Genomic DNA, 22,846 nt, shown 5'->3' with positions numbered 1-22,846 from the left:
CGTCTCACCAGCGCGTGACAAACGATGTCAGGCGATTGCACGGATCAAAAAGAGAAGGCAAGTTTCTATCAGAAGGAGACCTGCCATGACACGCATCGCTTATCTCGACTACGTCAAACCGACGCTTCTTTTTGCTTTGATTACGATCGCGGCCTTGCTGCGTGCCGCCCCCGCGCCCGCAGCAGGAACCGAGACCCTGACCGTTGCCGGAGGGTGTTTCTGGTGCGTCGAATCCGATTTCGAATCCGTCCCCGGTGTGATCGAAGCGGTTTCGGGCTTTACCGGCGGCAAAGCTGCCAACCCAACATATGATCAGGTGTCCAAGGGCGGCACCGGCCACTACGAGGCCGTCCAGATTACGTTCGACCCGGCTCGCGTTTCCCGTGAAACCCTGCTGAACATGTTCTTCCGATCGGTCGACCCCACGGATGCTGGCGGTCAGTTCTGTGATCGTGGAAACAGCTATCGCACTGCGATTTTCGTCTCCGGCGCCGGCGAAAAGGCCGTGGCTGAGGCTGCAAAGGCCGACGCCCAGCGCGCTTTGGGACAGACTGTTGTAACCCCCATCCTGCAAGAAAGCGCATTCTATCCGGCGGAGGAATACCATCAGGATTACTACAAAGGCGACAAGCTGGTCTTCACCCGCTTCGGACCCAAGCGCCAGAAGAATGCCTATAAGGCTTATCGCAACGCCTGTGGCCGAGACGCCCGCGTAAAACAGCTTTGGGGTGGCGACGCACCTTTTGCCGGGTCTTAATCGAACCGCGCTTCCCTGACTTCTTTGAGGTCGGGGATCACATCTGCCGTACCGTGCCGCGTGACCATCAGGGCCGCGGCACGATTTGCTTGTGAAATCGCCTGCGCCATCGGCATTCCGCGATCCATCCACGCCAGAACATAGCCGGTAAAGGTGTCGCCTGCTCCGGTCGTATCCACGGCCTGCACCTTATGGGCCGGGAAGTCCAAGGCTTCTCCGCGATGATAATACCGCGCGCCTTCGGCCCCCAGTGTGACAATCACATGCTCAATCTGGAGGTCCGTAACAGGTTGACCGGTGGCCTCGTGCAACTGCTCGGCCTCGACCGCGTTGAGGATCAGGAAATCCAGATATGGCAGCACGGCCTGAACGGACTCTGCCTGAAACGGAGCAGCAGCATAACAGACCGTCAGACCCAATTCACGGCCCATCTTCGCCGCCTCAACCTGCAGATTGGTTTCGTTCTGCATCACCAACAGATCGCCTTGCGACGCGGATGACAGCGCTTGCCCCAGTTGATCCTGTGAAATCGCATGGTTCGAGCCCTGAAACAGGATGATATTGTTCTCACCCTGCGCATCGACAGCAATGATTGCGTGGCCCGTTGGCACATCGACCTCAGCGATATAGCGCGTATCAACACCATACTCGGTCAGTCGATCCCGCGCCCAGCGCCCATCAAAACCAACGGCGCCGATATGCGCAATCCGTGCACCAGCCCGGGCCGAGGCCACAGACGTATTCGCCCCCTTGCCTCCCAGAAACCGGTCCAGACGGCTGGCCGAGAGCGTTTCCCCCGGCCCGGGCAGATGCGGCACGTCATAGATCATATCCGCATTGATCGAACCGAGGTTCCAGATCGTCATGGTTTACCCGAAATATCGCACGAGGCCAGAATGGCCATGTTCAGGATGTCATTCGCGGTCGAGACGGTTGAGCAGATCTGGATCGGCTTGTCGACACCCGACAGGATCGGGCCAATCACGGTCGCGCCGCCCATCTCTTGCATCAGCTTGGTCGAGATCGAAGCCGAGTGCCGCGCAGGCACAATCAGGATATTGGCCGGACCCGTCAGACGCTGGAACGGATAAGCCGCTTGCTGATCCACGTTCAACGCCACATCGACGGTCATCTCGCCCTCATACTCGAAATCCACGCCGCGCTGGTCAAGAACGGCCGGGGCGCGATGCATCTTTTCAGCGCGTTCCGACACCGGATACCCGAAGGTCGAGAAGCTGACAAAGGCCACGCGTGGTTCAAGCCCCATATGGCGTGCAACAGCAGCCGAGCGTTCGGCGATATTGGCCAGATCATTCTCATCCGGCCACTCATGCACCAAAGTATCGCCGATCAGCACGATCCGCCCTTTATACAAAAGCGCTGTTACCCCCGCCGCGCCATGCGCGGCGTCAGCATCGAACACATGGTTGATGCGGTCCAGTACATGCGCTGACTTACGCGTGGCGCCAGTCACCAGACCATCAGCATGGCCGTGGGCCAGCATCAGCGAGGAAAACACGTGGCGGTCACGCGCCGCCAGACGGTAGACATCTTTGTTGTCGAAACCTTTACGCTGCAGGCGTTTATACAGAAAATCGGTATAGGTATCGAGGTGCATGGTATTGGCGGCATTCACCACCTCAAGCTCGCGCACAGCATCGCCCAACCCAGCCTCTTCCAGCTTTTGCTTGACGTCATCCTGGCGACCCACAACCAGCGCCTTGCCAAAGCCCGAGCGCTGATAAGTCACCGCAGCGCGCAACACGCGGGGGTCATCGCCCTCGGCAAAAATCATCCGGCTTTGCGCCTGACGCGCCCGTGCGTTCAGACCGCGCAGAATGCTGGCCGTCGGATCCATGCGGGATTTCAGGCTGAGCTCATAGGCGTCCATGTCGATGATCGGACGCCGCGCGGCCCCGGTATCCATGCCGGCCTTGGCAACGGCGGGCGGAATGCGATGGATCAGGCGCGGATCGAACGGCGTAGGGATAATATAGTCACGCCCGAAGGTCAGCGACTTGCCATAAGCCATCGCAACCTCATCCGGCACATCCTCGCGCGCAAGATTGGCCAGCGCGTGGGCACAGGCAATCTTCATCTCATCATTGATGGCGCGGGCGTGGATATCCAGCGCGCCGCGAAACAGGTAGGGAAAGCCCAGAACGTTGTTCACCTGGTTGGGATAATCGCTGCGGCCCGTGGCGACGATGGCATCCACGCGGACCTCATGCGCCTCTTCCGGCGTGATCTCAGGGTCAGGGTTCGCCATGGCAAAAATGACCGGATTATCGGCCATGCTGGCGACCATATCCTGAGTAACCGCCCCTTTGACCGACACGCCCAGGAACACGTCGGCACCGTTCATCGCCTCGTCCAGCGTGCGCAGGTCAGTGGTGATCGCGTGGGCCGATTTCCACTGGTTCATTCCCTCGGTCCGGCCCTGATAGATCACGCCCTTGGTGTCGCAGACGATGCAGTTTTCGTGCCGCGCACCCATGGATTTGAGCAGTTCGATACAAGCGATGCCTGCCGCGCCCGCACCGTTCAGCACGATCTTAACGTCTTCGATCTTCTTGCCTGAAATATGCAGAGCATTCAGCAGGCCCGCCGCGCAGATCACTGCCGTGCCGTGTTGATCGTCGTGGAAGACGGGGATGTCCATCTCTTCCTTCAGGCGCTGTTCGATGATGAAACACTCGGGCGCCTTGATGTCCTCAAGGTTGATGCCGCCGAAAGTAGGCCCCATCAGGCGCACAGCGCGACAGAATTCATCCGGGTCTTCGGTGTCCAGCTCAATATCGATCGAGTTCACATCGGCGAACCGTTTGAACAGGACGGATTTGCCCTCCATCACCGGTTTCGACCCCAGAGCGCCCAGATTGCCAAGACCCAGAACCGCCGTCCCGTTCGAGATCACAGCCACCAGATTGCCCTTGTTTGTATAGTCATAGGCCGTCTCGGGCGCTTCGGCGATGGCTTCACATGGAACAGCGACGCCGGGGCTGTAGGCCAGCGACAGATCGCGCTGCGTGGTCATGGGAACGGTGGCTTGCACCTCCCACTTGCCGGGGGTGGGGTCCAGGTGAAAGGCCAGCGCCTCTTCTTTTGTAATCTTCGTTTTAGGCATCTTATCGGTCGTTTCCATGACTTCGGGGCTTATGCGTCATAACGCAGGCGGGGCTGCGCCTCAACGACAATACGTTTTCACCTTTCGTCACGGTTAGGGGATTTGTAAGGTCGCGCCCGGAAGACGCCAAAAGGGGGCCGCTTTTGTCCACAGTCACGCCGATGATGGCGCAATATCTTGAGATCAAAGAGGCCCATTCAGACGCCCTGCTGTTCTACCGCATGGGCGATTTCTACGAGATGTTCTTTCAGGACGCCGTCAATGCCGCCGAGGCACTGGACATCGCCCTGACCAAACGCGGCAAGCATAATGGTGAGGACATCCCTATGTGCGGCGTGCCGGTTCATGCCGCCGAGGGCTATCTGCTGACGCTGATCCGCAAAGGCTTTCGCGTGGCCGTGTGCGAGCAGATGGAAAGCCCGGCTGAAGCTAAGAAAAGAGGCTCTAAATCGGTGGTTCGGCGCGATGTTGTGCGTCTGGTCACCCCGGGCACACTGACCGAGGACGCCCTGCTGGAAGCCCGCCGTCACAACTTTCTGGCCGCCTATGCAGAGGTTCGGGATGAGGCCGCGTTGGCCTGGGCCGATATCTCGACCGGCGCGTTTCACGTGATGCCTTTGACATCTGTGCGGCTCAGCCCCGAACTGGCGCGGCTGGCCCCGTCCGAGTTAATCGTGGGCGACGGGATGGAACAGGCGCTGAACGAGACGGTGCGAGATCTGGGCATTTCGCTCACGCCCATCGGACGCGCCAGTTTCGACAGCACGGCGGCGGAAAAACGCATCTGCGGGTTGTTTCACGTGGGCGCTTTGGATGCGTTCGGGTCCTTTGGCCGAGCCGAAGTGTCGGCCATGGGCGCGTTGATCGACTATCTGGAGATCACGCAAAAGGGCAAACTGCCCCTGCTGCAAACGCCGCTGAAGGAATCCGAGGACCGCGTGGTCCAGATCGACGCCGCCACGCGCCGCAATCTGGAACTGACCCGGTCTTTGTCAGGCGGCCGCGCCGGATCACTGCTGTCCGTGGTTGACCGCACCGTGACGCCGGGCGGCGCACGTCTGCTGGAACAGCGCCTGTCCAGTCCGTCTCGTAATCTGGACATAATCCATGCCCGGCTTGATGCGGTAAGTTTCGCTGCTGAGGATAACCTGATCGCCTCGGACCTGCGCGAGGCACTGCGCAAATCCCCCGATCTGGACCGCGCCCTGTCGCGCCTGTCGCTGGACCGTGGCGGGCCGCGCGATCTGGCTGCCATCCGCAACGTCCTGACCCAGGCCGCCGCGATTGCCGAAATCTGCGAGTCGCAGGATCTGCCCGTTCTGCTCTCGACCGCGTTGCAGAACCTCGTGGGGTTCGACGATCTGCTGAACCTTCTAGACGAGGCTTTGGTCGCAGAGCCGCCCCTTCTGGCCCGCGACGGCGGTTTCATCGCTCCCGGTTTCGACCCCGAACTGGACGAGGCCCGCACTCTGCGCGACGAAGGCCGGTCCGTCATCGCCGGGTTCCAGCAGAAATACGCAGAGCACACCGGCATCACCTCGCTGAAAATCAAGCACAACAACGTGCTGGGCTATTTCATCGAAACCACGGCTACGCACGCCGAGAAAATGCTGAACCCGCCGTTCTCTGAGACCTATATCCACCGTCAGACCACCGCCAATCAGGTGCGGTTCACCACGGTGGAACTGTCCGAGATCGAAACCCGCATCCTGAACGCCGGAAATCTGGCGCTTGAGATCGAAAAACGGCTCTACCAAAGGCTTTCTGGCGATATTCTGGCCATTGCCGCCCGCCTCAACCAAGCGGCCCGCGGGCTGGCCGAGCTGGACCTGACCACCGCGCTGGCCGATCTGGCGCGGGGTGAAAACTGGTGCCGTCCACAGGTCGACAGCTCGCGCGCGTTCAACGTGCAAGGTGGTCGTCATCCGGTCGTCGAACACGCGCTGCGCCAGCAATCAGGTGATGCTTTCATCGCCAATGACTGCGATCTGAGCGCCGATCAGGGGGCCGCGATCTGGCTGCTGACGGGCCCCAACATGGCCGGTAAATCGACCTTCCTGCGCCAGAACGCCCTGATCGCCCTACTGGCGCAAATGGGCAGCTATGTCCCGGCCGAAAAGGCCCATGTCGGCGTGGTCAGCCAGCTATTCAGCCGGGTCGGAGCCTCAGACGATCTGGCCCGTGGGCGTTCAACCTTCATGGTCGAGATGGTCGAAACCGCCGCCATCCTGAACCAGGCCGACGACCGCGCGCTGGTTATTCTGGACGAAATCGGGCGCGGAACGGCCACCTATGACGGCCTCTCCATCGCCTGGGCCACGCTGGAACATCTGCACGCCGCCAACCAATGCCGCGCTCTGTTTGCCACCCATTACCACGAACTGACCGCGCTGGCCGGGAAGCTCGAAGGCGTCGACAATGCCACCGTCGCCGTAAAGGAATGGGAAGGCGAGGTGATCTTCCTGCACGAGGTTCACAAAGGCGCCGCCGACCGATCCTACGGGGTACAGGTCGCGCAGCTGGCCGGGCTGCCCGCATCCGTGGTCGACCGTGCCCGCGTTGTTCTGGACCAGCTGGAAAAAACCGAACGCGAAGGCGGCAAGCAAAAGGCGTTGATCGACGACCTGCCTCTGTTCTCAGCCGCGCCGCCACCTCCGCCGCCCGCGCCCAAAGCATCGCCCGTCACAGATATGCTGGACGACATCCTGCCGGACGAGTTGACCCCGCGCGAGGCGCTGGACCTTATCTACAAACTGAAAGAGGCGGCCAAATCCTGACCGCCCCTTTCCAAGTCTGTGTGATCGCTTAGCTCGCAGGTGTCGACGACACCCCAACCTGCGCCGGGCGCAGCAGGCGGTCATGCAGCATGAACCCTTCGGCTGAGACCTGAATGATGTCGCCCGCGCGCGTTCCCGGCACCGGAGCTTCGAACATCGCCTCATGCACATTCGGATCAAATCGATCACCAACCTCGGGGGTGATCACCTCGATCCCGTGTTTCTGGAACACGTTCGTCAGCGCACGCATGGTCAGCTCAACACCTTCGATCAGACCGGCAGCAACCTCTTTCTGCTCATCGGTCGCGGCCTCAAGCGCGCGTTTCATGTTGTCGTAAACCGGCAGCATGTCACGGGCCAGTTTGGACCCACCATATTGTTCCGCATCGCGACGCGCCTTGTCGCCCCGCTTGCGCGCGTTTTCGGCATCGGCCAGCGCGCGCATGAACCGGTCTTTGTACTCGTCACGCTCGGCGCGCAGTTCGTCCAGCTCCAGCGCTTCGTCGCTGAACTCTGCGATTTCTTCCGCCAGCTCTTCGGCCTCGGCGGCTGCTATATCGTCCAGAAAATCTTCGTTCTTGGGCTCTGCCATCTCTTACCCTCTAGCTCCGGTCGGAAATCAGCTTGCCGACCAGTTGCGCCGTATAATCCACGATCGGCACGATCCGTCCATAGTTCAGACGTGTGGGTCCAATAACCCCGACCGCACCGATTATCTTTCGATCAGCGTTCATATATGGAGACACCACCAAAGAGGAACCCGAAAGTGAGAAAAGTTTGTTCTCAGAGCCGATAAAAATGCGCACACCCTCGCCATCTTCAGTCAATTCAAGAAATTCGGCGATGTCACGCTTACGCTCCAGATCGTCAAACAGGGTGCGAATGCGATCCAATTCCTCTTCCTGCGCCGGATCATGCAGCAGATTCGCCCGCCCGCGCACAATCAAACGGGCTGAGTCGCTGCCATCATTGTCCCAGGCCGCGATTCCACTTTCGACCATGTCGCGCGCCAGCACATCAATTTCCTGTTTGCGCGCGTCGATCTGAGACAGCATCTGCTTGCGTACTTCGCTGATTGTGCGCCCCTCGATCAGCGCATTAAGGAAATTCGCCGCCTCACGCATGGAACTGGGCGTCTGCCCCGGAGGCGGGGTGAACAGGCGGTTTTCCACGTGCCCGTCCGAAAACACCAGCACCACCAAAGCCCGGTCATGGCCCAGCGAGACGAACTCGATATGCTTGATCTCGGCCTCATGCTTGGGCGTCAGCACCAGTGATGCGCCTTGTGTCACGTGTGACAGGGCCGATCCCACCCGGTCCAGCATTCCGCCTACATCACCTGCGTTAGAGCCTAATGTCTCGTCCAGCTTCTGCCGGTCATCAGCGCCCAGATCGCCGACCTCAAGCAGCCCATCGACAAACATCCGCAGCCCCTGCTGCGTTGGAATCCGCCCCGCAGACACATGAGGGCTGTCCAACAGGCCCAGAAACTCCAGATCCTGCATCACATTGCGCACCGTCGCGGCGCTGACCTTTTCCGACAGGGTGCGGGTCAGGGTGCGGCTGCCCACCGGCTCGCCACTTTCCAAATAGCTTTCGACGATCAACCGAAACACCTCGCGCGAGCGGTCGTTCATCTCATTCAGAATTTTACTTGCTTCGCTCATCGGCGGCCCCCTGCTGGATCGTCATTAAATCGCAGGTAAATGAAAGGTCAATCGGGGTTGCATCGTAACGCCACGGGGCGGTATCCCAGGGCCAGCAAACAAAGGAAATTCCATGCGACCCTCAGGACGTAATCTAGACGAAATGCGCGCTGTTTCCATCGAGACAGGTTTCACCAAACATGCCGAAGGGTCTTGCCTGATCAAGATGGGCGACACCCATGTGCTGTGTACCGCCACAATCGAGGATCGCGTGCCGCCTTTCATCAAAGGCTCGGGCCTGGGTTGGGTAACGGCGGAATACGGGATGCTGCCCCGCGCGACCAACACCCGGATGCGGCGCGAGGCGGCCTCGGGCAAGCAAGGTGGCCGCACCGTGGAAATCCAACGCCTGATTGGCCGCGCCTTGCGCGCCGGTGTGGACCGGGTTGCCTTGGGAGAACGTCAGATCACAGTCGACTGCGATGTGATCCAGGCCGATGGCGGCACCCGCTGCGCCTCAATCACCGGCGGTTGGGTTGCGCTTCGTCTGGCGGTGAACAAGCTGATGAAGGCGGGCGATGTGATCAGCGATCCGCTGGTCGATCCGGTCGCCGCCGTGTCTTGTGGTATCTATGCCGGTCAACCCGTGTTGGATCTGGACTACCCCGAAGACAGCGAGGCTGGTGTTGACGGCAACTTTATAATGACCGGTACGGGCAAGCTGATCGAAGTGCAGATGAGCGCCGAAGGCTCGGTCTTTAGTCGCGCGCAGATGGATCAGTTGATGGATCTGGCGGAAAAAGGAGTGGGCGAACTGGCCGCCGCACAAAAGGCCGCCACCGCATGACCCGCAAGTTCGACAGCGACAGGCTGCTGGTTGCCACTCATAACAAAGGCAAGCTTGAGGAGATGGCGCATCTGCTTGAGCCCTTTGGTGTGACCGTGATCGGTGCGGGCGACATGAACCTGCCCGAACCGGAAGAGACCGAGGATACCTTCGTCGGCAACGCCCGGATCAAGGCACATGCCGCCGCACAAGCAACCGGCCTGCCTGCCCTGTCGGACGATTCTGGGATCACCATCGACGCGCTGAACGGCGCACCCGGCGTCTACACTGCCGATTGGGCCGAAACCGGCAATGGCCGGGATTTCCTGATGGCGATGACCCGCGCTCATAATGAGTTGGAAGCCAAAAACGCCCCCCACCCGCGTACTGCGCAGTTCCGCAGCACGCTGGTGCTGGCCTGGCCCGACGGTCATGACGAAGTGTTCGAGGGCATCGCCCCCGGCCATCTGGTCTGGCCCATTCGTGGCGAAGGCGGTTTTGGCTATGACCCGATGTTTGTCCCCGACGGCTATGACATTACCTTTGCCGAGATGGATCGCTGGGAAAAGAACAAGATCAGCCATCGCGGCCACGCGGTGGAGATGTTCGTGAAGGGCTGCTTTGGCGGATGATTGGCGCAACGGGGGCTTTGGCCTGTATGTGCATTGGCCCTTTTGCGAGGCCAAATGCCCATATTGTGATTTCAACAGCCACGTTTCCAGTAATATTGATCAAAAACAATGGCTTGAGGCGTATCTGACCGAGTTCCATCGCTCGGCCACAGAAACGCCCAATCGCGTCCTGAACACGATCTTCTTCGGTGGCGGCACCCCATCTCTGATGGACCCCGACACAGTCGCAGCTGTGATTGATGAGGCCCGCGCCCTGTGGCGCCCCGCCAATGACATGGAAATCACGCTTGAGGCCAATCCCGGCTCGGTCGAGGCTGGGCGCTTCGCTGCCTATCGTGATGCCGGCGTGAACCGGATCTCAATGGGGGTACAAGCGCTGAACGATGAAGATCTGCGTCGTCTGGGCCGTATCCACACAGTGGCCGAAGCACGCGCCGCCTTTGATATCGCACGGAATTGCTTTGAGCGTGTCAGTTTCGATCTGATCTATGCCCGCCAGCATCAAACGTTGGACGATTGGCGCGCGGAACTAACCGAAGCCCTGTCGATGGCCGTTGATCATCTGTCGCTGTACCAACTGACGATCGAGGAAGGCACCGCCTTTGGCGACCGTTACGCGGTGGGCAAACTGCGCGGCCTGCCCGAGGATGACCACGCCGCTGACATGTACCTCGCCACGCAGGAGATTTGTGAGGCCCACGGCCTGCCCGCCTATGAGGTTTCGAACCACGCCCGACCGGGGTCAGAGTCGCAACACAATCTGATTTACTGGCGTTATGGCGATTATGTCGGCATCGGCCCCGGAGCACACGGACGAGTAACCGCAAACGGAACAAAATGGGCCACCGAAACATACCTATCGCCGAATGCGTGGCTGAAAGCTGCATCTGCGGGATCAGGTGAGAAGGAGCGAGCTGCCTTAACTCTGCAAGATCAGGCAAGTGAATACCTTATGATGGGGATTAGGATTGACGAAGGACTAGATATTGATCGATTTGGTGCTCTGTCCAAGCAACCTCTGCCACAAGAGAAACTGCACCATCTCTGCGAACTAGGGATGATCGAACTGCATGATAACCGGCTTCGCGCAACCAAAGAGGGACGCGCAGTTCTAAACGCCGTCATTCGAGAATTGTTGGGGTAACATGCAGTATCTCTGGGCAGCTTTGGGTTTGATTAGCGTCGCGCTTGCCGTGATCGGCATTGTGCTGCCCCTTCTGCCCACGGTGCCGTTCCTACTGTTGGCGGCGTTCTTCTTCGCGCGCTCGTCTTCACGCCTGCACCACTGGCTAATCACGCATCGTACGTTTGGACCATTAATCCAGGATTGGCAGAGCTCTGGCGCCATTCGACCCGCCGCAAAAAGAGCGGCCACCGTGTCGATCGCTGCCGTCTTTGGAATTTCTGTTCTGATCGCGGTGCCCATCTACGTATTGGCAATTCAAGCCGTCGTTCTTGGCGGTGTGCTAACTTTTATTTGGACCCGGCCTAACGACTAAGTTTGGCACACAGATCGTCCAACTGATCCAGATTCTCATATGTCAAAACAACCTGGCCCGTCTCGGTTCCGGCTTTATGATTGATGACAACCTTCATTGCGAGAATTGCAGACAGGTCTTTTTCAAGCGCACGCGTATCGGCGTCTTTGCCCGCGTCCAAATTCCGTGATCGTGGTGCAGATTTTTCAGCCTCGGGTTGATGCTGCTTTTTTACCAAAGCCTCAGTTGCACGCACCGAAAGACCATCTCGAATGACGGTTTTGGCCAGATCGGTCGGGTTTTCAGCCGTCACCAAAGCCCGCGCATGTCCGCCAGAAAGCTTCCCCTCAACGACGAAATGCTGAACGTCCATTGGCAAAGACAAAAGTCTCAAAAGATTCGCTATATGACTGCGGCTTTTACCCAGTGCTTCGGCGAGTTTCTCCTGCGTATGACCAAAGCGATCCATAAGCTGTTTGTAGCCCGCCGCCTCTTCTACTGCGTTCAAGTCGGCGCGCTGGATGTTTTCGATAATAGCGACTTCCAGAACCTCAGTGTCGTCGAAATCCCGGACGATCACCGGTATATTGTGCAATTGCGCCATCTGAGCAGCGCGCCATCGACGTTCGCCCGCGACGATTTCATAGTCCCCTTCAGAGATCTCGCGTACGATCAGCGGCTGAATGATGCCCTTTTCTTTGACTGAAGCCGCAAGTTCATCCAGTTGCTCGCGCGAGAATGTTCTGCGTGGCTGATTAGGATTCGCGTGCAGTTTTTCGATTGGTACCGTCATGTCCGGACGACGCGGTTCGGATACAGAGCGACCTTCGGGTTCTTGCGTCACATCAGCCATCAAAGCGGACAATCCGCGGCCCAAACCTCGGGGTTTTGCTTTCTTTGCGGCCACGTGACCCTCCTTTTACCGCTTATGCAGCGGCTTTTTTGTTTTTATGAATGACTTCCCGTGCCAAATGACGGTATGCCATCGCCCCTAAAGAGCCGGAGTCATATTGCAATACAGGCAACGCATAAGACGGAGCCTCACTCACCCGAACATTTCTAGGTATCTTGGTTTTAAATACCATCTCACCCAGATTGTCACGCGCGTCCTTTTCGACCTGCCGGGACAAGTTGTTGCGGTTGTCATACATGGTCAACACAACACCTTCGATTCTGAGGTCGGGATTCGCCGTTTGTCGTACCTCTCGGATCGTCAACATCAGTTGTGATAAACCTTCCAAGGCGAAAAACTCGCTTTGCAAAGGAACAAGGACAGAATGCGAAGCCACCATAGCATTCACAGTCAGCAAGTTCAGTGACGGTGGGCAGTCGATCAGCACAAAATCAAATTCAAACTTGTCGATCGCCGTTTGTCGCAACGCGTCGTGCAACAGATAGCTGCGCTTCTCGTTTGAAATAAGCTCAATATCCGCCGAACTCAGATCCACTGTGGCCGGAATGACGTAGAGTCCGCCAATTTCTGTCTCTTGGATAACTGCCTCTAGCGGAGCGTCATCCAGAATAAGGTCGTAAGTTGTCCAATCCCGGTCTTCAACACCAAGCCCGGTTGAGGCGTTGCCTTGGGGATCCAGATCGACAACCAGGACATTACACCCAGCTTCGGCTAGTCCCGCTGCGAGGTTGATCGCAGTTGTTGTCTTCCCTACCCCACCTTTTTGATTGGCAACCGCAATAATTCTGGGGCCGGTGGGGCGAGACAGGTCAACCACGTGAAACTCCTTTGATCTTAAGGATAACGGCTTGGGGTTCTGTTAAACTTGTAATCGGGTCGGCTTGGAAATTCCATTCTTCCCGAGCGTCGTCCAATTCTTTTTTCCAGTTTGCGCCTTTCGGCAACAACGCCACGCCGGACTCGCTTAAATGCCTGTCACAATAGGATAAAAGCGTCTTCAGATCCGCTAGTGCACGGGCTGACAAGACTTGCGCATTCAATGGTCCAACTGTTTCAATTCGCTTAGATATGATCTTGCAATTGGCACCACATTCGCGCGCAACATTCCTTAGAAACGCCGATTTCCTTTGATCGCTTTCGACAAAAGTAAACTCTGCATTTGGGTTCTCTTCTACCGCCATCAAAGCGCAGACCATACCCGGAAAACCTCCTCCGCTACCCAAGTCAGCCCAGTTGTCGAAGGTCTCTGCACACCGATAAACCTGAACCGAGTCCTTGATGTGCCGAACCCAAATTTCATTAAGACTGTTGCGAGAGACAAGATTTATTTTGGGATTCCAGCGATTTACCAAGTCAACGTATGTCGTCAGCCGTTCCAATGTTTCACGTGAAACATCCAGACCTTCGAAAATCACCCCGATCATGCTTTTCGCACCTTTTGGTCCCGCCGAAGTTTCGCTAAGACCAAAGTCAAAGCTGCGGGCGTTACGCCTTCTACGCGTCCGGCCTGAGCGATATTTTCAGGTCTGGCAATGGATAGTTTCTGCTTCATCTCAGAAGACAGCCCTTCCAAAGCAAAAAAGTCAAAATCCTGCGGAATTTCGTAAGACTCATCCCGCTTCATCGCCTCAACATCTTTTTTCTGACGTTCGATATAATTCGCATACAAGGCGTCGCGCTCTACCTGAAGGCGTATGTCTTGGTCGACGGCCTCCAAAGCAGGAATTAATGGAAGTAAATCTTCGAACGACACATCTGGGAATGCTAGAACGGCCATACCATACCTGCGGTTACCGTCTTGGTTTACATTGATACCAGCAGATCGGATTTCCTTTGGTGTAAAACTGCGTTCAATCAACTTAGCCTTTGCAGCGCTAAGCTTTTCCATCTTTTCATAAAACGAGTTTCTGCGAACAGATTTCACACAGCCTAAATCCAAACCAATCGGTGTTAAACGTTGATCGGCATTGTCAGCACGCAAAGACAAGCGGAATTCAGCCCGAGAAGTAAACATTCGATACGGTTCAGCAACGCCACGAGTTGTCAGGTCATCTATCATAACGCCGATATAACTGTCTGAACGTGTGAAATGGACGGGACCCCTATCAAATGCCAACAAAGCAGCATTTAAACCCGCAACCAATCCTTGGGCCGCGGCTTCTTCGTAACCTGTTGTTCCATTGATTTGCCCGGCAAGGAAAAGTCCAGGCACCTCTGGAAGTGCCAATGATGACGTCAGTACACGCGGATCGACGTAGTCATATTCAATTGCGTACCCAGGTTGAAGAATCTCTGCGTTTTCTAGGCCCCTAATCGACCGAACATATTCCAATTGAACATCTTCGGGCAAAGAGGTGGAGATTCCGTTGGGATAGATTGTGTGGTCATTCACACCCTCGGGCTCAAGGAAAATTTGATGAGAGTCCTTGTCTGCAAACCTAACAATCTTGTCTTCTATAGATGGACAATACCGAGGACCAATCCCGTCAATGTGGCCACCATACATCGCTGATCGCGACAGGTTTTGCTCGATAATCTCATGCGTTCGTGAGTTGGTATGTGTTATGCCGCAGGAAATCTGAGGCGCTTGGACAGTCTTAGATAAAAATGAGAATAACGTCGGAACGTCATCACCGTCCTGACGCTCTAGACCAGACCAATCAATGGTGCGGCCATCAAGCCGCGGGGGCGTTCCAGTCTTGAGCCGACCTAATGGAAGTTCGAAGCTATCCAGTCTCTCGGCCAGTTTAACCGATGGTCTATCACCCATTCGGCCACCAGGTCTAGAAACATCACCTATATGAATGATTCCCCGCAGGAACGTACCCGAGGTCAAGATCACTGCAGCGGCGCTTAATTCGGACTCATCCGAGAGCTTTATGCCGACAACCTTGTTGCCAGACATCAGAAAGTCAACGACTTCACCAATAACTACGGTGAGGTTCTGTTGTGCTTGTGTTTCTTTCTGCATTGCAGATCGGTACAAAGCTCGGTCTGCTTGTGTTCTGGGCCCTTGCACCGCTGGGCCTTTTCGGCGATTCAGCAAACGAAACTGAATTCCTGCCGCATCGGCGACCCGGCCCATGACGCCATCCAACGCGTCGATTTCTCGAACAAGATGCCCTTTACCTAGACCTCCAATAGCTGGGTTGCAGGACATGACGCCAATATCTGACGCAGAAAGGGTCACCAGTGCAGTGTTGGCACCCATCCGTGCCGCAGCATGAGCAGCCTCGGTTCCTGCGTGGCCTGCACCAATAACTACAACATCGAAATCTGAATGTTTCACGTGAAACACTCCTTACTTACCCAGGCAAAAACTTGAAAAGATCTCGTCCAACAAATCTTCCACGCCTATTCTGCCAACCAACGCCTCGAGCGCCCGAATTGAACTGCGCAACTCCTCAGCCACGATATCATACATGTCGGGGCCTGATTCAAGAAACGACATCGCAGCGATCAAGGAGGTCTGAGCATTTACCAGCGCAACACGATGCCGTTCCCGTGTTGCAATACCAGAACTAGTGGTTCGTTGACCAAGTACCCCCGATATATCGGATACTAGTCTATCCACGCCCTGACCTGTTATCCCCGATACTCCACCATCTGATACACTGCGAAGATCAGATTTCGGCAACACATGGATATCCCCCTTTTGCATAGAGATACCCAATAATTCGGGATCTTCGGCAAGGAAAACTCTAAGATCAGCTGTTTCCGCCCGTTTCCTGGCAAGCTCGATTCCCAGATTTTCAACGTGATCCTCAGTCTCGCGAAGGCCCGCTGTATCCAGCAAGGTAACCGGAAGCCCATCCAAGTCCATCCTTACTTCAATGACGTCTCGGGTAGTTCCGGCGTATTCGGAAGTGATTGCCGCTTCACGCCCTGCCAATGCGTTAAGCAAAGTCGACTTACCTGCATTTGGAAGACCTACTATAGCCACTTCAAAACCAGATCTGATGCGTTCAGCAATCCGGACACCTTCGGCTTGATACTGCAAGTCCGTAACAACACCCGAGATCAAAGAGCGGACCTCAGGAGTTACATCTGTTGGAACCTCTTCGTCGGCAAAATCGATCACGGCCTCCAACAATGAGGCCGCTCTGATCAAATCACGACGCCATCTTTCCGCAAGCGTTCCTAGTCCACCTGCAAGTATTACCTGCGCCTGCTTGCGCTGCGCTTCTGTTTCCGCATCTATGAGATCGGCCAACCCCTCGACCTGGGTCAGATCCATCTTACCATTCTCAAGCGCGCGGCGGGTGAATTCTCCGGGTTCTGCCAGGCGCAGACCGTTCGTATCCGACAGGCAACGCATGACGGCATTCACCGCGGCTGTACTGCCATGTATTTGTAGCTCTGCCACGTCCTCGCCAGTGAAACTGGCTGGTGCCTGAAATGTCAAAACCAGCCCATCATCCAGACGTGACCCATCTGGTGTCCGCAAGGTCCGCAACTTCATCCCGCGCGGCTGTAAATCCCCACCCGTCAAATCTGCCGCTGCAGAATGCGCCATGGGCCCCGAGAGGCGGATCACCGCCACCCCGGCTTTGCCTTGCGCGCTGGCCAAGGCGAATATCGTATCCATTCGAAGGCCTCGCGTTGGTTAAGACCTGTGTCAGGTATTCATTGAATCGAAGAACTCGCCATTCGTCTTCGTCTGTTTCAACTTGGACAGCAGGAATTCGATCGCGTCGGTCGTGCCCATCGGGTTGAGGATTCGGCGCAGAACAAATGTCTTGGCCAGATCGCCCTTGTCGACCAGCAAGTCCTCTTTCCGGGTCCCGGATTTGAGGATGTCGATGGCTGGGAACACGCGCTTGTCGGCGATCTTGCGATCCAGCACGATTTCCGAGTTACCGGTGCCTTTGAATTCTTCAAAGATCACCTCGTCCATCCGGCTGCCGGTGTCGATCAGCGCTGTGGCGATGATGGTCAGCGAACCGCCCTCTTCGATGTTCCGGGCCGCACCAAAGAACCGCTTGGGTCGTTGCAGAGCATTCGCATCCACACCACCGGTCAGAACCTTACCCGAAGATGGGACCACAGTGTTAAACGCCCTACCAAGTCTTGTGATCGAATCGAGCAGAATAACAACATCTCGTTTATGCTCGACCAATCGCTTGGCCTTTTCGATCACCATTTCCGACACGGCCACGTGGCGCGTTGCAGGTTCATCAAAGGTCGAAGACACGACCTCACCCTTCACCGAACGCTGCATGTCCGTCACCTCTTCGGGGCGTTCGTCGATCAGCAGGACGATCAGATAGCACTCGGGGTGGTTCTGTTCGATCGAATGCGCGATGTTCTGCAGGATCACCGTCTTACCCGTCCGCGGAGGCGCCACGATCAGTGACCGCTGGCCTTTCCCAATGGGCGACACGAGGTCGATCACACGGGCCGATTTATCCTTGATGGTGGGGTCCTCGATCTCCATCTTCAGGCGCTCATCCGGGTACAGAGGCGTCAGGTTGTCGAACAGAATTTTATGCTTGGCCTTTTCGGGCTCTTCAAAGTTGATCTTGGTCACTTTGATCAGCGCGAAATAACGTTCATTGTCATCCGGCGCTTTGATTTCACCTTCGACGGTGTCGCCAGTGCGCAGCGAATGCTGGCGGATCATATCAGGCGACACATAGATGTCATCCGGACCCGGCAGATAGTTCGCCTCGGGCGAACGCAGGAAACCAAAGCCGTCTTGCAGCACTTCCAGAACGCCGTCGCCGCCCACGGTCCAGCCCTCGTCCGCGCGTTCACGCAGGATCTGGAACATCATCTCGCCCTTACGCATGGTCGAGGCGTTTTCGATCTCCAGCTCTTCGGCCATGGCCAGAAGGTCTTTGGGGCTTTTGGCTTTCAGATCGGCCAAATTCAGAGATTCATTGGACATGATACAAACCTTCACCGCTGACTGTGCGGCACGAAGTGGAATTTCAGTACGGAAGATACGCCGCCCGGACGGGCGTGTTGTGCGTTACATACGCATCCCGGTGGTCCGAGTCAAATGCTCGCTCAGAACTTCAGAACGACCGCCAGAACGATGATCACCATCAAAACGGTCGGAACCTCGTTCATCATGCGATACTGCCGCCCAGTGAGCTTATTTCGCCCCTCTATGAAGTCCTTGCGTCGCGCCATCAGCCAATGATGGAACCAGGTCATCCCGATCACCGCAGCCCCCTTGGCCCAGGGCCAGGCCCAGTCCCAGCCAACAATGCCGGGTGTAAGGACCATGATCAGCCCGCAGACCCACGCCACGATCATCGCCGGACGCATGATCACGCGCAGCAGCTTCTCTTCCATTTCAAAGAAGATCTCCTGCGCTCCGTCTACGGCTTGCGCCTTTTCTACGTGATAGACGAACAAACGGGGCAGGTAGAACAAGCCTGCCATCCAAGAGATCACAGCCATAATATGGACTGACTTCACCCACGGGTAGATTGCGAAAAGGAGGTCGGTCATGCTGGCTCCGAGGGTTGCTCGAAACCCTCCCTAATAAAAAAATAAGAAAAGAAAAAGGAAGATGGTTTTGTAGGGTGAACAATTTCCGTGGATTACTTTTTTACACAAGTGTTTTCCCCAGGTGGATAGAATCCAGCTTGAACAAAACGATTCTGTTGAAGAAAAAAATTATTTATAAAAAACAGTGTTTTAAATAATAATTGAATGTGTACTTCTGGGGATAACTCTTTGGGTAATTAAGGAAATTCGGGTTATACCATTCGACAGACTTATCCTTGTCCCGGATGGACAGGATTTGGGCGAATCGGGGAAGTTTCAGTCGAAAACACCGGGCTTGCGTGTCAACCTGAAAACCATACAAACCATCCTAGAACGCTCAACGATTTGCACACGGGGTTTTCCACATGTCTGTCCCCATCATCCTGGCCTCGGGGTCATCTATTCGCGCGCAGCTTTTGCAGAACGCAGGCGTGCCGTTTACCGTCCAAGTCGCGCGCGTGGACGAAGAGACGATGAAACGCGCCTTGCTGGCCGAGGGTGCCAGCCCGCGCGAAATTGCCGATGCGCTGGCCGAGATGAAGGCGCGCAAGGTCAGTGACAAGAGCCCCGGCGCGATGGTGCTGGGCTGTGACCAAGTGCTGGATTTCGACGGTCAGCTTTTGTCCAAGCCCAAAACGGCCGAAGATGCTTTTGCGCAGCTTAAGGCGATGCGGGGCAAGCGGCACATGTTGTTATCTGCTGCTGTAATCTATCAAGACGGCGAGCCGATCTGGAGGCATGTGGGTCAGGTTCGCCTGCGGATGCGGATGAGCTCGGATGCGTATCTGCGTGACTATATCGACCGCAACTGGGAGAGTATCCGCCATGCGGTCGGGGCCTATAAGCTTGAAGAAGAGGGCGCGCGCTTATTCGCCACCATTGACGGAGATTATTTTAACGTTTTGGGTATGCCTCTATTAGAGCTGCTGAACTACCTGGCTGTCAAAGGGGTGATTGATCAATGAGCAAGACAAAAATTCCTTTGGCTGGGGTGATTGGTCATCCGGTCGCGCATTCGAAGTCGCCTCAGTTACATGGACATTGGCTAAAGACATATGGGCTGCCGGGTCACTACGTGCCGATGGATGTGGCCCCGGAAGATTTGCAGGATGTGTTGCGCGCATTGCCCAAGGCTGGGTTCGTGGGGACAAATGTCACTGTCCCGCATAAAGAAGCTGCGCTGCGACTGGCCGACGAGGTTTCGGACCGGGCACGCAAGATCGGCGCGGCAAATACGCTGGTGTTCCAGAAAGATGGCCGAATTCACGCCGACAATACCGATGGCTACGGGTTTCTTGAGAACCTGCGCAGCGGTGCGCCGGATTGGTCCCCGTCGGGCGGACCTGCGGTTGTGTTCGGGGCTGGCGGTGCCGCGCGGGCGGTGCTTCAGGCTTTGGTTGACGCAGAGGTGCCCGAGATTTTGCTGACCAACCGTACCCGTGAACGGGCCGAGATATTGCGCGATGAATTTGGACCCAGCATCAAGGTTGTCGATTGGGTTCAGGCTGGAAATGTAATCGAGGATGCGGAATTGGTAGTCAACACCAGTTCTTTGGGGATGCAAGGTCAGCCCGAACTGCGTGTGCCGCTGGACGGGTTGCAGCCCGGTGCGGTTGTGACGGATTTGGTTTATGCACCGCTGAAAACGCATTTATTAAAAACCGCCGAAGAGGTCGGCTGCACCACTGTCGATGGCCTAGGCATGTTGCTGCATCAGGCGGTGCCGGGTTTCGAAAGCTGGTTCGGCGTCCGCCCCGAGGTCAATTTGGACCTGCGCGCGGCTGTTTTGTCATGAGTTTCGCGCTGGGCCTGACAGGCTCGATCGGAATGGGCAAAAGCACGACGGCGCAGATGTTTGTCGATGAAGGCTGCGCGCTGTGGGATGCGGATGCGGCCGTACATAGACTCTATTCAAGGGGTGGAGCTGCCGTTGACCCAATGCACGCAGCTTTCCCGACCGCAATCGTTCACGGCGCAGTCAGCCGGGAGGCGTTGAAACAAATCATCGGAAATGACCCGGCTGCGCTGAAAAAGATCGAAGGCATAGTGCACCCTTTGGTCGCTGCAGACCGTGCGTCGTTTCGGGCGAACGCCACGGCGGATATTCTGGTTTTCGACATTCCCTTGCTGTTCGAAACCGGTGGAGACGCTGCGATGGATGCCGTCGCCTGTGTGTCGATCCCAGCCGATGAACAAAAGCGTCGCGTGATGGCGCGCGGTACGATGACCGAGGCGCAGTTTGAACAGATCCGTGCCAAACAGATGCCCAATGAAGAAAAATGCGCTCGGTCGGACTATGTGATCGAGACGGACAGTCTGGACCACGCCCGCGCGCAGGTGCAGGATGTGGTCAGGCAGATACGGGCGGGGCTGGCAGATGCGTGAAATTGTACTGGATACCGAAACCACGGGCTTTGACCCAGAAAGCGGCGACCGGATCGTCGAGATCGGCGCGGTTGAGCTGTGGAACCACATGGCCACGGGCGAGACCTATCATGTCTATATCAACCCCGAACGCGGGATGCCCGAAGAGGCCTTTGGCGTGCATGGTATCGGCCCCGACCTGCTGGATAACCCGCGCCCGCCGGAAAAGGGCGAGGTCACGCTGAAGGATAAGCCGGTTTTCGCAAAGGTCGGTCAGGGGTTTCTGGATTTCGTGCGGGATTCGCGTTTGGTGATCCACAACGCCTCGTTCGACATGAAATTCCTGAACGCCGAACTCAAATGGATGGGTTTGCCGACCCTGCCTATGGCACAGGCACTGGATACTCTGGCCATGGCGCGCAAGAAATTCCCCGGCTCGCCCGCGACTCTGGACGCGCTGTGCCGGCGGTTTAATATCGACAATTCGAACCGAACGCTGCACGGCGCGCTTTTGGATTCAGAGATCCTGGCCGAGGTTTATCTTGAACTTATCGGCGGACGACAGCCGGATTTTGGTCTGTCGACTTCGGTGGCGGCAACAGCAGCCGGGGGTGAGGAATGGCGGCCTACAGCCCGTCCGACGCCGTTGGCCTCAAGGATCACGGAAGAAGAGCGCGCGGCGCATGAAGGTTTTGTTGAAAAACTGGGCGAAAACGCCCTGTGGACCCGCGCCTGAAGGTGTCCCCGGCGCGGGTCAGATTGTTTAGGCTTCTGCTTTCTGCGCCTCGGCCTGACGGCGCATCAGCTCATTCCGGTACAAAGCTACAAAGTCGATATTGTCCAGATTGACCGGCGGATATCCACCGTCGCGTGTTACGTCGCTGACAATACGGCGCAGGAACGGGAACAGCATCCGGGGACATTCGATCATCAGGAAGGGGTGCAGCTGATCCTCGGCCACGCCTTCCACATGGAACAGACCACAATAGTCGATCTCGCACAGGAACAGGACGTCTTCCATCCCCTTGGCTTTGGACTTGAGGTTCAGCTTGACCGAGACCTCATACTGATGCTCGACCTGACGCTTTTTAGCGTCAAGATTGACCTGAACAGAAATCTCGGGCTGCACGTCGCCCGACACACCCTTTTGGGCCATCACGTTTTCAAAAGACAGATCACGAATGAATTGTCCCAGAACGCGCATTTGAATCTGAGGTGCAGCCGGTGCGGCTGCGGTGTTTTCTTTGGCGTCTTCTTCGGCCATGGGTCTACTCCGAAACTAAAATCCGCCATTGCTTAGCAAGTTGGGCGCGGCACCTCAATGCAGGTCACGGGCCATCCACCCATTTCGATGGTTTTGATGGGTCACGACGGGGTTGAACTTCGGTGTATTCCCCATCAATCACGTCATCACCCGATGGGTCGGGGCCACCGCGAAACTGCGCGCCTGTGCCCATCTGAAATTGAGTGATCTGTACTTTTGATTTCAGATATCGAAATACAGCGACGCGAACCCCCGGAATAAGAAGGGCAAATCCGACCGCGTCGGTGAAAAAACCTGGCGTCAGTAACAGTACACCGGACAGCAGGATCATCGCTCCGTGGGCCAATGGCTCGGTCGGATCGTCAAGGTCAGCAAAGGAACGCTGCAGATTTGCCAGCGCCATGCGACCTTGTGTCCTGACCAAAGCAGTACCCATAACAGCCGTCACAACGACAATTGCAAGCGTGGGCCACAGGCCGATCAGACCCCCGACCTGAATGAACAGGGCGATTTCGATGATCGGAACCAGCAAAAATGCCAGAAACAGATACATAAGCGTTA

The 22,846-nt window shown here is 56.6% G+C and carries 23 protein-coding genes; 10 read left to right on the top strand and 13 right to left on the bottom strand.

Features of this window, described 5'->3' with window-relative positions; genetic code table 11:
• Positions 1 to 85: 85 nt before the first annotated feature.
• Entirely contained in the window at positions 86 to 757 is a 672-nt protein-coding gene (gene msrA / locus AC2TAD_RS16320) for a peptide-methionine (S)-S-oxide reductase MsrA (protein ID WP_170755505.1), read from the top strand.
• On the opposite strand, the gene AC2TAD_RS16315 is transcribed toward msrA, so the two are convergent.
• Positions 754 to 1,623 carry a ribokinase gene (locus AC2TAD_RS16315; RefSeq protein ID WP_480868919.1) on the bottom strand — a complete coding sequence of 290 codons (870 nt, stop codon included), beginning with the start codon at positions 1,621 to 1,623 and terminating at the stop codon, positions 754 to 756. The two genes, msrA and AC2TAD_RS16315, sit on opposite strands and share 4 nt — an antisense overlap.
• Positions 1,620 to 3,884, bottom strand: coding sequence for an NADP-dependent malic enzyme (locus AC2TAD_RS16310; protein ID WP_480868918.1), 2,265 nt, complete (start codon positions 3,882 to 3,884; stop codon positions 1,620 to 1,622). Before AC2TAD_RS16310 ends, AC2TAD_RS16315 begins: the two co-directional genes overlap by 4 nt.
• Before the next feature lie 161 nt (positions 3,885 to 4,045).
• On the opposite strand from AC2TAD_RS16310, the gene mutS reads away from it, so the two are divergent.
• A complete protein-coding gene (gene mutS, locus AC2TAD_RS16305; protein ID WP_480869038.1) occupies positions 4,046 to 6,661 on the top strand; it encodes a DNA mismatch repair protein MutS in 2,616 nt (871 codons plus the stop codon).
• A gap of 28 nt (positions 6,662 to 6,689) precedes the next feature.
• On the opposite strand, the gene AC2TAD_RS16300 is transcribed toward mutS, so the two are convergent.
• Both AC2TAD_RS16300 and hrcA read right to left on the bottom strand, forming a co-directional pair.
• Positions 6,690 to 7,253, bottom strand: coding sequence for a nucleotide exchange factor GrpE (locus AC2TAD_RS16300; protein ID WP_170355624.1), 564 nt, complete (start codon positions 7,251 to 7,253; stop codon positions 6,690 to 6,692).
• A gap of 10 nt (positions 7,254 to 7,263) precedes the next feature.
• Positions 7,264 to 8,328: a heat-inducible transcriptional repressor HrcA gene (hrcA, locus tag AC2TAD_RS16295; protein WP_170755507.1), complete on the bottom strand. Its 1,065-nt coding sequence runs from the start codon at positions 8,326 to 8,328 to the stop codon at positions 7,264 to 7,266.
• A 112-nt stretch (positions 8,329 to 8,440) separates the two neighbouring features.
• Between hrcA and rph the strand changes: the two genes are divergently transcribed.
• Genes rph through AC2TAD_RS16275 form a run of 4 tightly spaced genes read left to right on the top strand, consistent with a single transcriptional unit; the run spans position 8,441 to position 11,264 of the window.
• Positions 8,441 to 9,154: a ribonuclease PH gene (gene rph / locus AC2TAD_RS16290; protein ID WP_480868916.1), complete on the top strand. Its 714-nt coding sequence runs from the start codon at positions 8,441 to 8,443 to the stop codon at positions 9,152 to 9,154.
• Complete coding sequence (gene rdgB / locus AC2TAD_RS16285) at positions 9,151 to 9,765, top strand: RdgB/HAM1 family non-canonical purine NTP pyrophosphatase (RefSeq protein ID WP_480868914.1); 615 nt, start codon at positions 9,151 to 9,153, stop codon at positions 9,763 to 9,765. Before rph ends, rdgB begins: the two co-directional genes overlap by 4 nt.
• Entirely contained in the window at positions 9,755 to 10,909 is a 1,155-nt protein-coding gene (gene hemW / locus AC2TAD_RS16280) for a radical SAM family heme chaperone HemW (RefSeq protein WP_480868912.1), read from the top strand. Before rdgB ends, hemW begins: the two co-directional genes overlap by 11 nt.
• Position 10,910: 1 nt before the next feature.
• Positions 10,911 to 11,264, top strand: coding sequence for a YbaN family protein (locus AC2TAD_RS16275; protein WP_480868910.1), 354 nt, complete (start codon positions 10,911 to 10,913; stop codon positions 11,262 to 11,264).
• Here AC2TAD_RS16275 and AC2TAD_RS16270 read toward each other — a convergent pair.
• The 7 genes from AC2TAD_RS16270 to AC2TAD_RS16240 all read right to left on the bottom strand — a co-directional run bounded on the left by AC2TAD_RS16270 (position 11,254) and on the right by AC2TAD_RS16240 (position 18,618).
• On the bottom strand, positions 11,254 to 12,150 hold the full coding sequence (locus AC2TAD_RS16270) for a ParB/RepB/Spo0J family partition protein (protein ID WP_170355618.1): 897 nt from the start codon (positions 12,148 to 12,150) through the stop codon (positions 11,254 to 11,256). The two genes, AC2TAD_RS16275 and AC2TAD_RS16270, sit on opposite strands and share 11 nt — an antisense overlap.
• 19 nt (positions 12,151 to 12,169) lie before the next feature.
• Positions 12,170 to 12,973, bottom strand: coding sequence for a ParA family protein (locus AC2TAD_RS16265; protein ID WP_170355617.1), 804 nt, complete (start codon positions 12,971 to 12,973; stop codon positions 12,170 to 12,172).
• Positions 12,966 to 13,580, bottom strand: a complete 615-nt coding sequence (gene rsmG / locus AC2TAD_RS16260) for a 16S rRNA (guanine(527)-N(7))-methyltransferase RsmG (protein ID WP_480868908.1) — start codon at positions 13,578 to 13,580, stop codon at positions 12,966 to 12,968. Before rsmG ends, AC2TAD_RS16265 begins: the two co-directional genes overlap by 8 nt.
• Positions 13,577 to 15,445, bottom strand: coding sequence for a tRNA uridine-5-carboxymethylaminomethyl(34) synthesis enzyme MnmG (gene mnmG, locus AC2TAD_RS16255; RefSeq protein ID WP_480868906.1), 1,869 nt, complete (start codon positions 15,443 to 15,445; stop codon positions 13,577 to 13,579). Before mnmG ends, rsmG begins: the two co-directional genes overlap by 4 nt.
• 12 nt (positions 15,446 to 15,457) lie before the next feature.
• Positions 15,458 to 16,744 carry a tRNA uridine-5-carboxymethylaminomethyl(34) synthesis GTPase MnmE gene (gene mnmE, locus AC2TAD_RS16250; RefSeq protein WP_170755514.1) on the bottom strand — a complete coding sequence of 429 codons (1,287 nt, stop codon included), beginning with the start codon at positions 16,742 to 16,744 and terminating at the stop codon, positions 15,458 to 15,460.
• 30 nt (positions 16,745 to 16,774) lie between these two features.
• Positions 16,775 to 18,046, bottom strand: coding sequence for a transcription termination factor Rho (gene rho, locus AC2TAD_RS16245; RefSeq protein ID WP_170755515.1), 1,272 nt, complete (start codon positions 18,044 to 18,046; stop codon positions 16,775 to 16,777).
• 122 nt (positions 18,047 to 18,168) lie between these two features.
• Positions 18,169 to 18,618 carry a CopD family protein gene (locus tag AC2TAD_RS16240; RefSeq protein WP_170355612.1) on the bottom strand — a complete coding sequence of 150 codons (450 nt, stop codon included), beginning with the start codon at positions 18,616 to 18,618 and terminating at the stop codon, positions 18,169 to 18,171.
• A gap of 404 nt (positions 18,619 to 19,022) precedes the next feature.
• Here AC2TAD_RS16240 and AC2TAD_RS16235 point away from each other — a divergent pair, with 404 nt between their 5' ends.
• The 4 genes from AC2TAD_RS16235 to dnaQ are packed head-to-tail and all read left to right on the top strand — an operon-like array spanning position 19,023 to position 21,757.
• Positions 19,023 to 19,622, top strand: coding sequence for a Maf family protein (locus tag AC2TAD_RS16235; protein ID WP_480868903.1), 600 nt, complete (start codon positions 19,023 to 19,025; stop codon positions 19,620 to 19,622).
• Positions 19,619 to 20,452, top strand: a complete 834-nt coding sequence (locus AC2TAD_RS16230) for a shikimate dehydrogenase (protein WP_480868901.1) — start codon at positions 19,619 to 19,621, stop codon at positions 20,450 to 20,452. The genes AC2TAD_RS16235 and AC2TAD_RS16230 overlap by 4 nt, the downstream gene beginning before the upstream one ends.
• On the top strand, positions 20,449 to 21,042 hold the full coding sequence (gene coaE, locus AC2TAD_RS16225; RefSeq protein WP_480868899.1) for a dephospho-CoA kinase: 594 nt from the start codon (positions 20,449 to 20,451) through the stop codon (positions 21,040 to 21,042). The genes AC2TAD_RS16230 and coaE overlap by 4 nt, the downstream gene beginning before the upstream one ends.
• On the top strand, positions 21,035 to 21,757 hold the full coding sequence (gene dnaQ / locus AC2TAD_RS16220; protein ID WP_480868897.1) for a DNA polymerase III subunit epsilon: 723 nt from the start codon (positions 21,035 to 21,037) through the stop codon (positions 21,755 to 21,757). Before coaE ends, dnaQ begins: the two co-directional genes overlap by 8 nt.
• Positions 21,758 to 21,784: 27 nt before the next feature.
• Here the strand turns inward: dnaQ and secB are convergent, their stop codons facing one another.
• On the bottom strand, positions 21,785 to 22,285 hold the full coding sequence (secB, locus tag AC2TAD_RS16215; protein WP_170355607.1) for a protein-export chaperone SecB: 501 nt from the start codon (positions 22,283 to 22,285) through the stop codon (positions 21,785 to 21,787).
• A 64-nt stretch (positions 22,286 to 22,349) separates the two neighbouring features.
• A complete protein-coding gene (locus AC2TAD_RS16210) occupies positions 22,350 to 22,838 on the bottom strand; it encodes an FxsA family protein (protein ID WP_480868894.1) in 489 nt (162 codons plus the stop codon).
• Positions 22,839 to 22,846 lie beyond the last annotated feature (8 nt).

The sequence above is a fragment of the Ruegeria sp. HKCCD7628 genome (genome assembly GCF_057221005.1).
The sequence above is the reverse complement of the archived record's forward strand: the minus strand, read 5'-3'. Positions and strand labels throughout refer to the sequence as shown.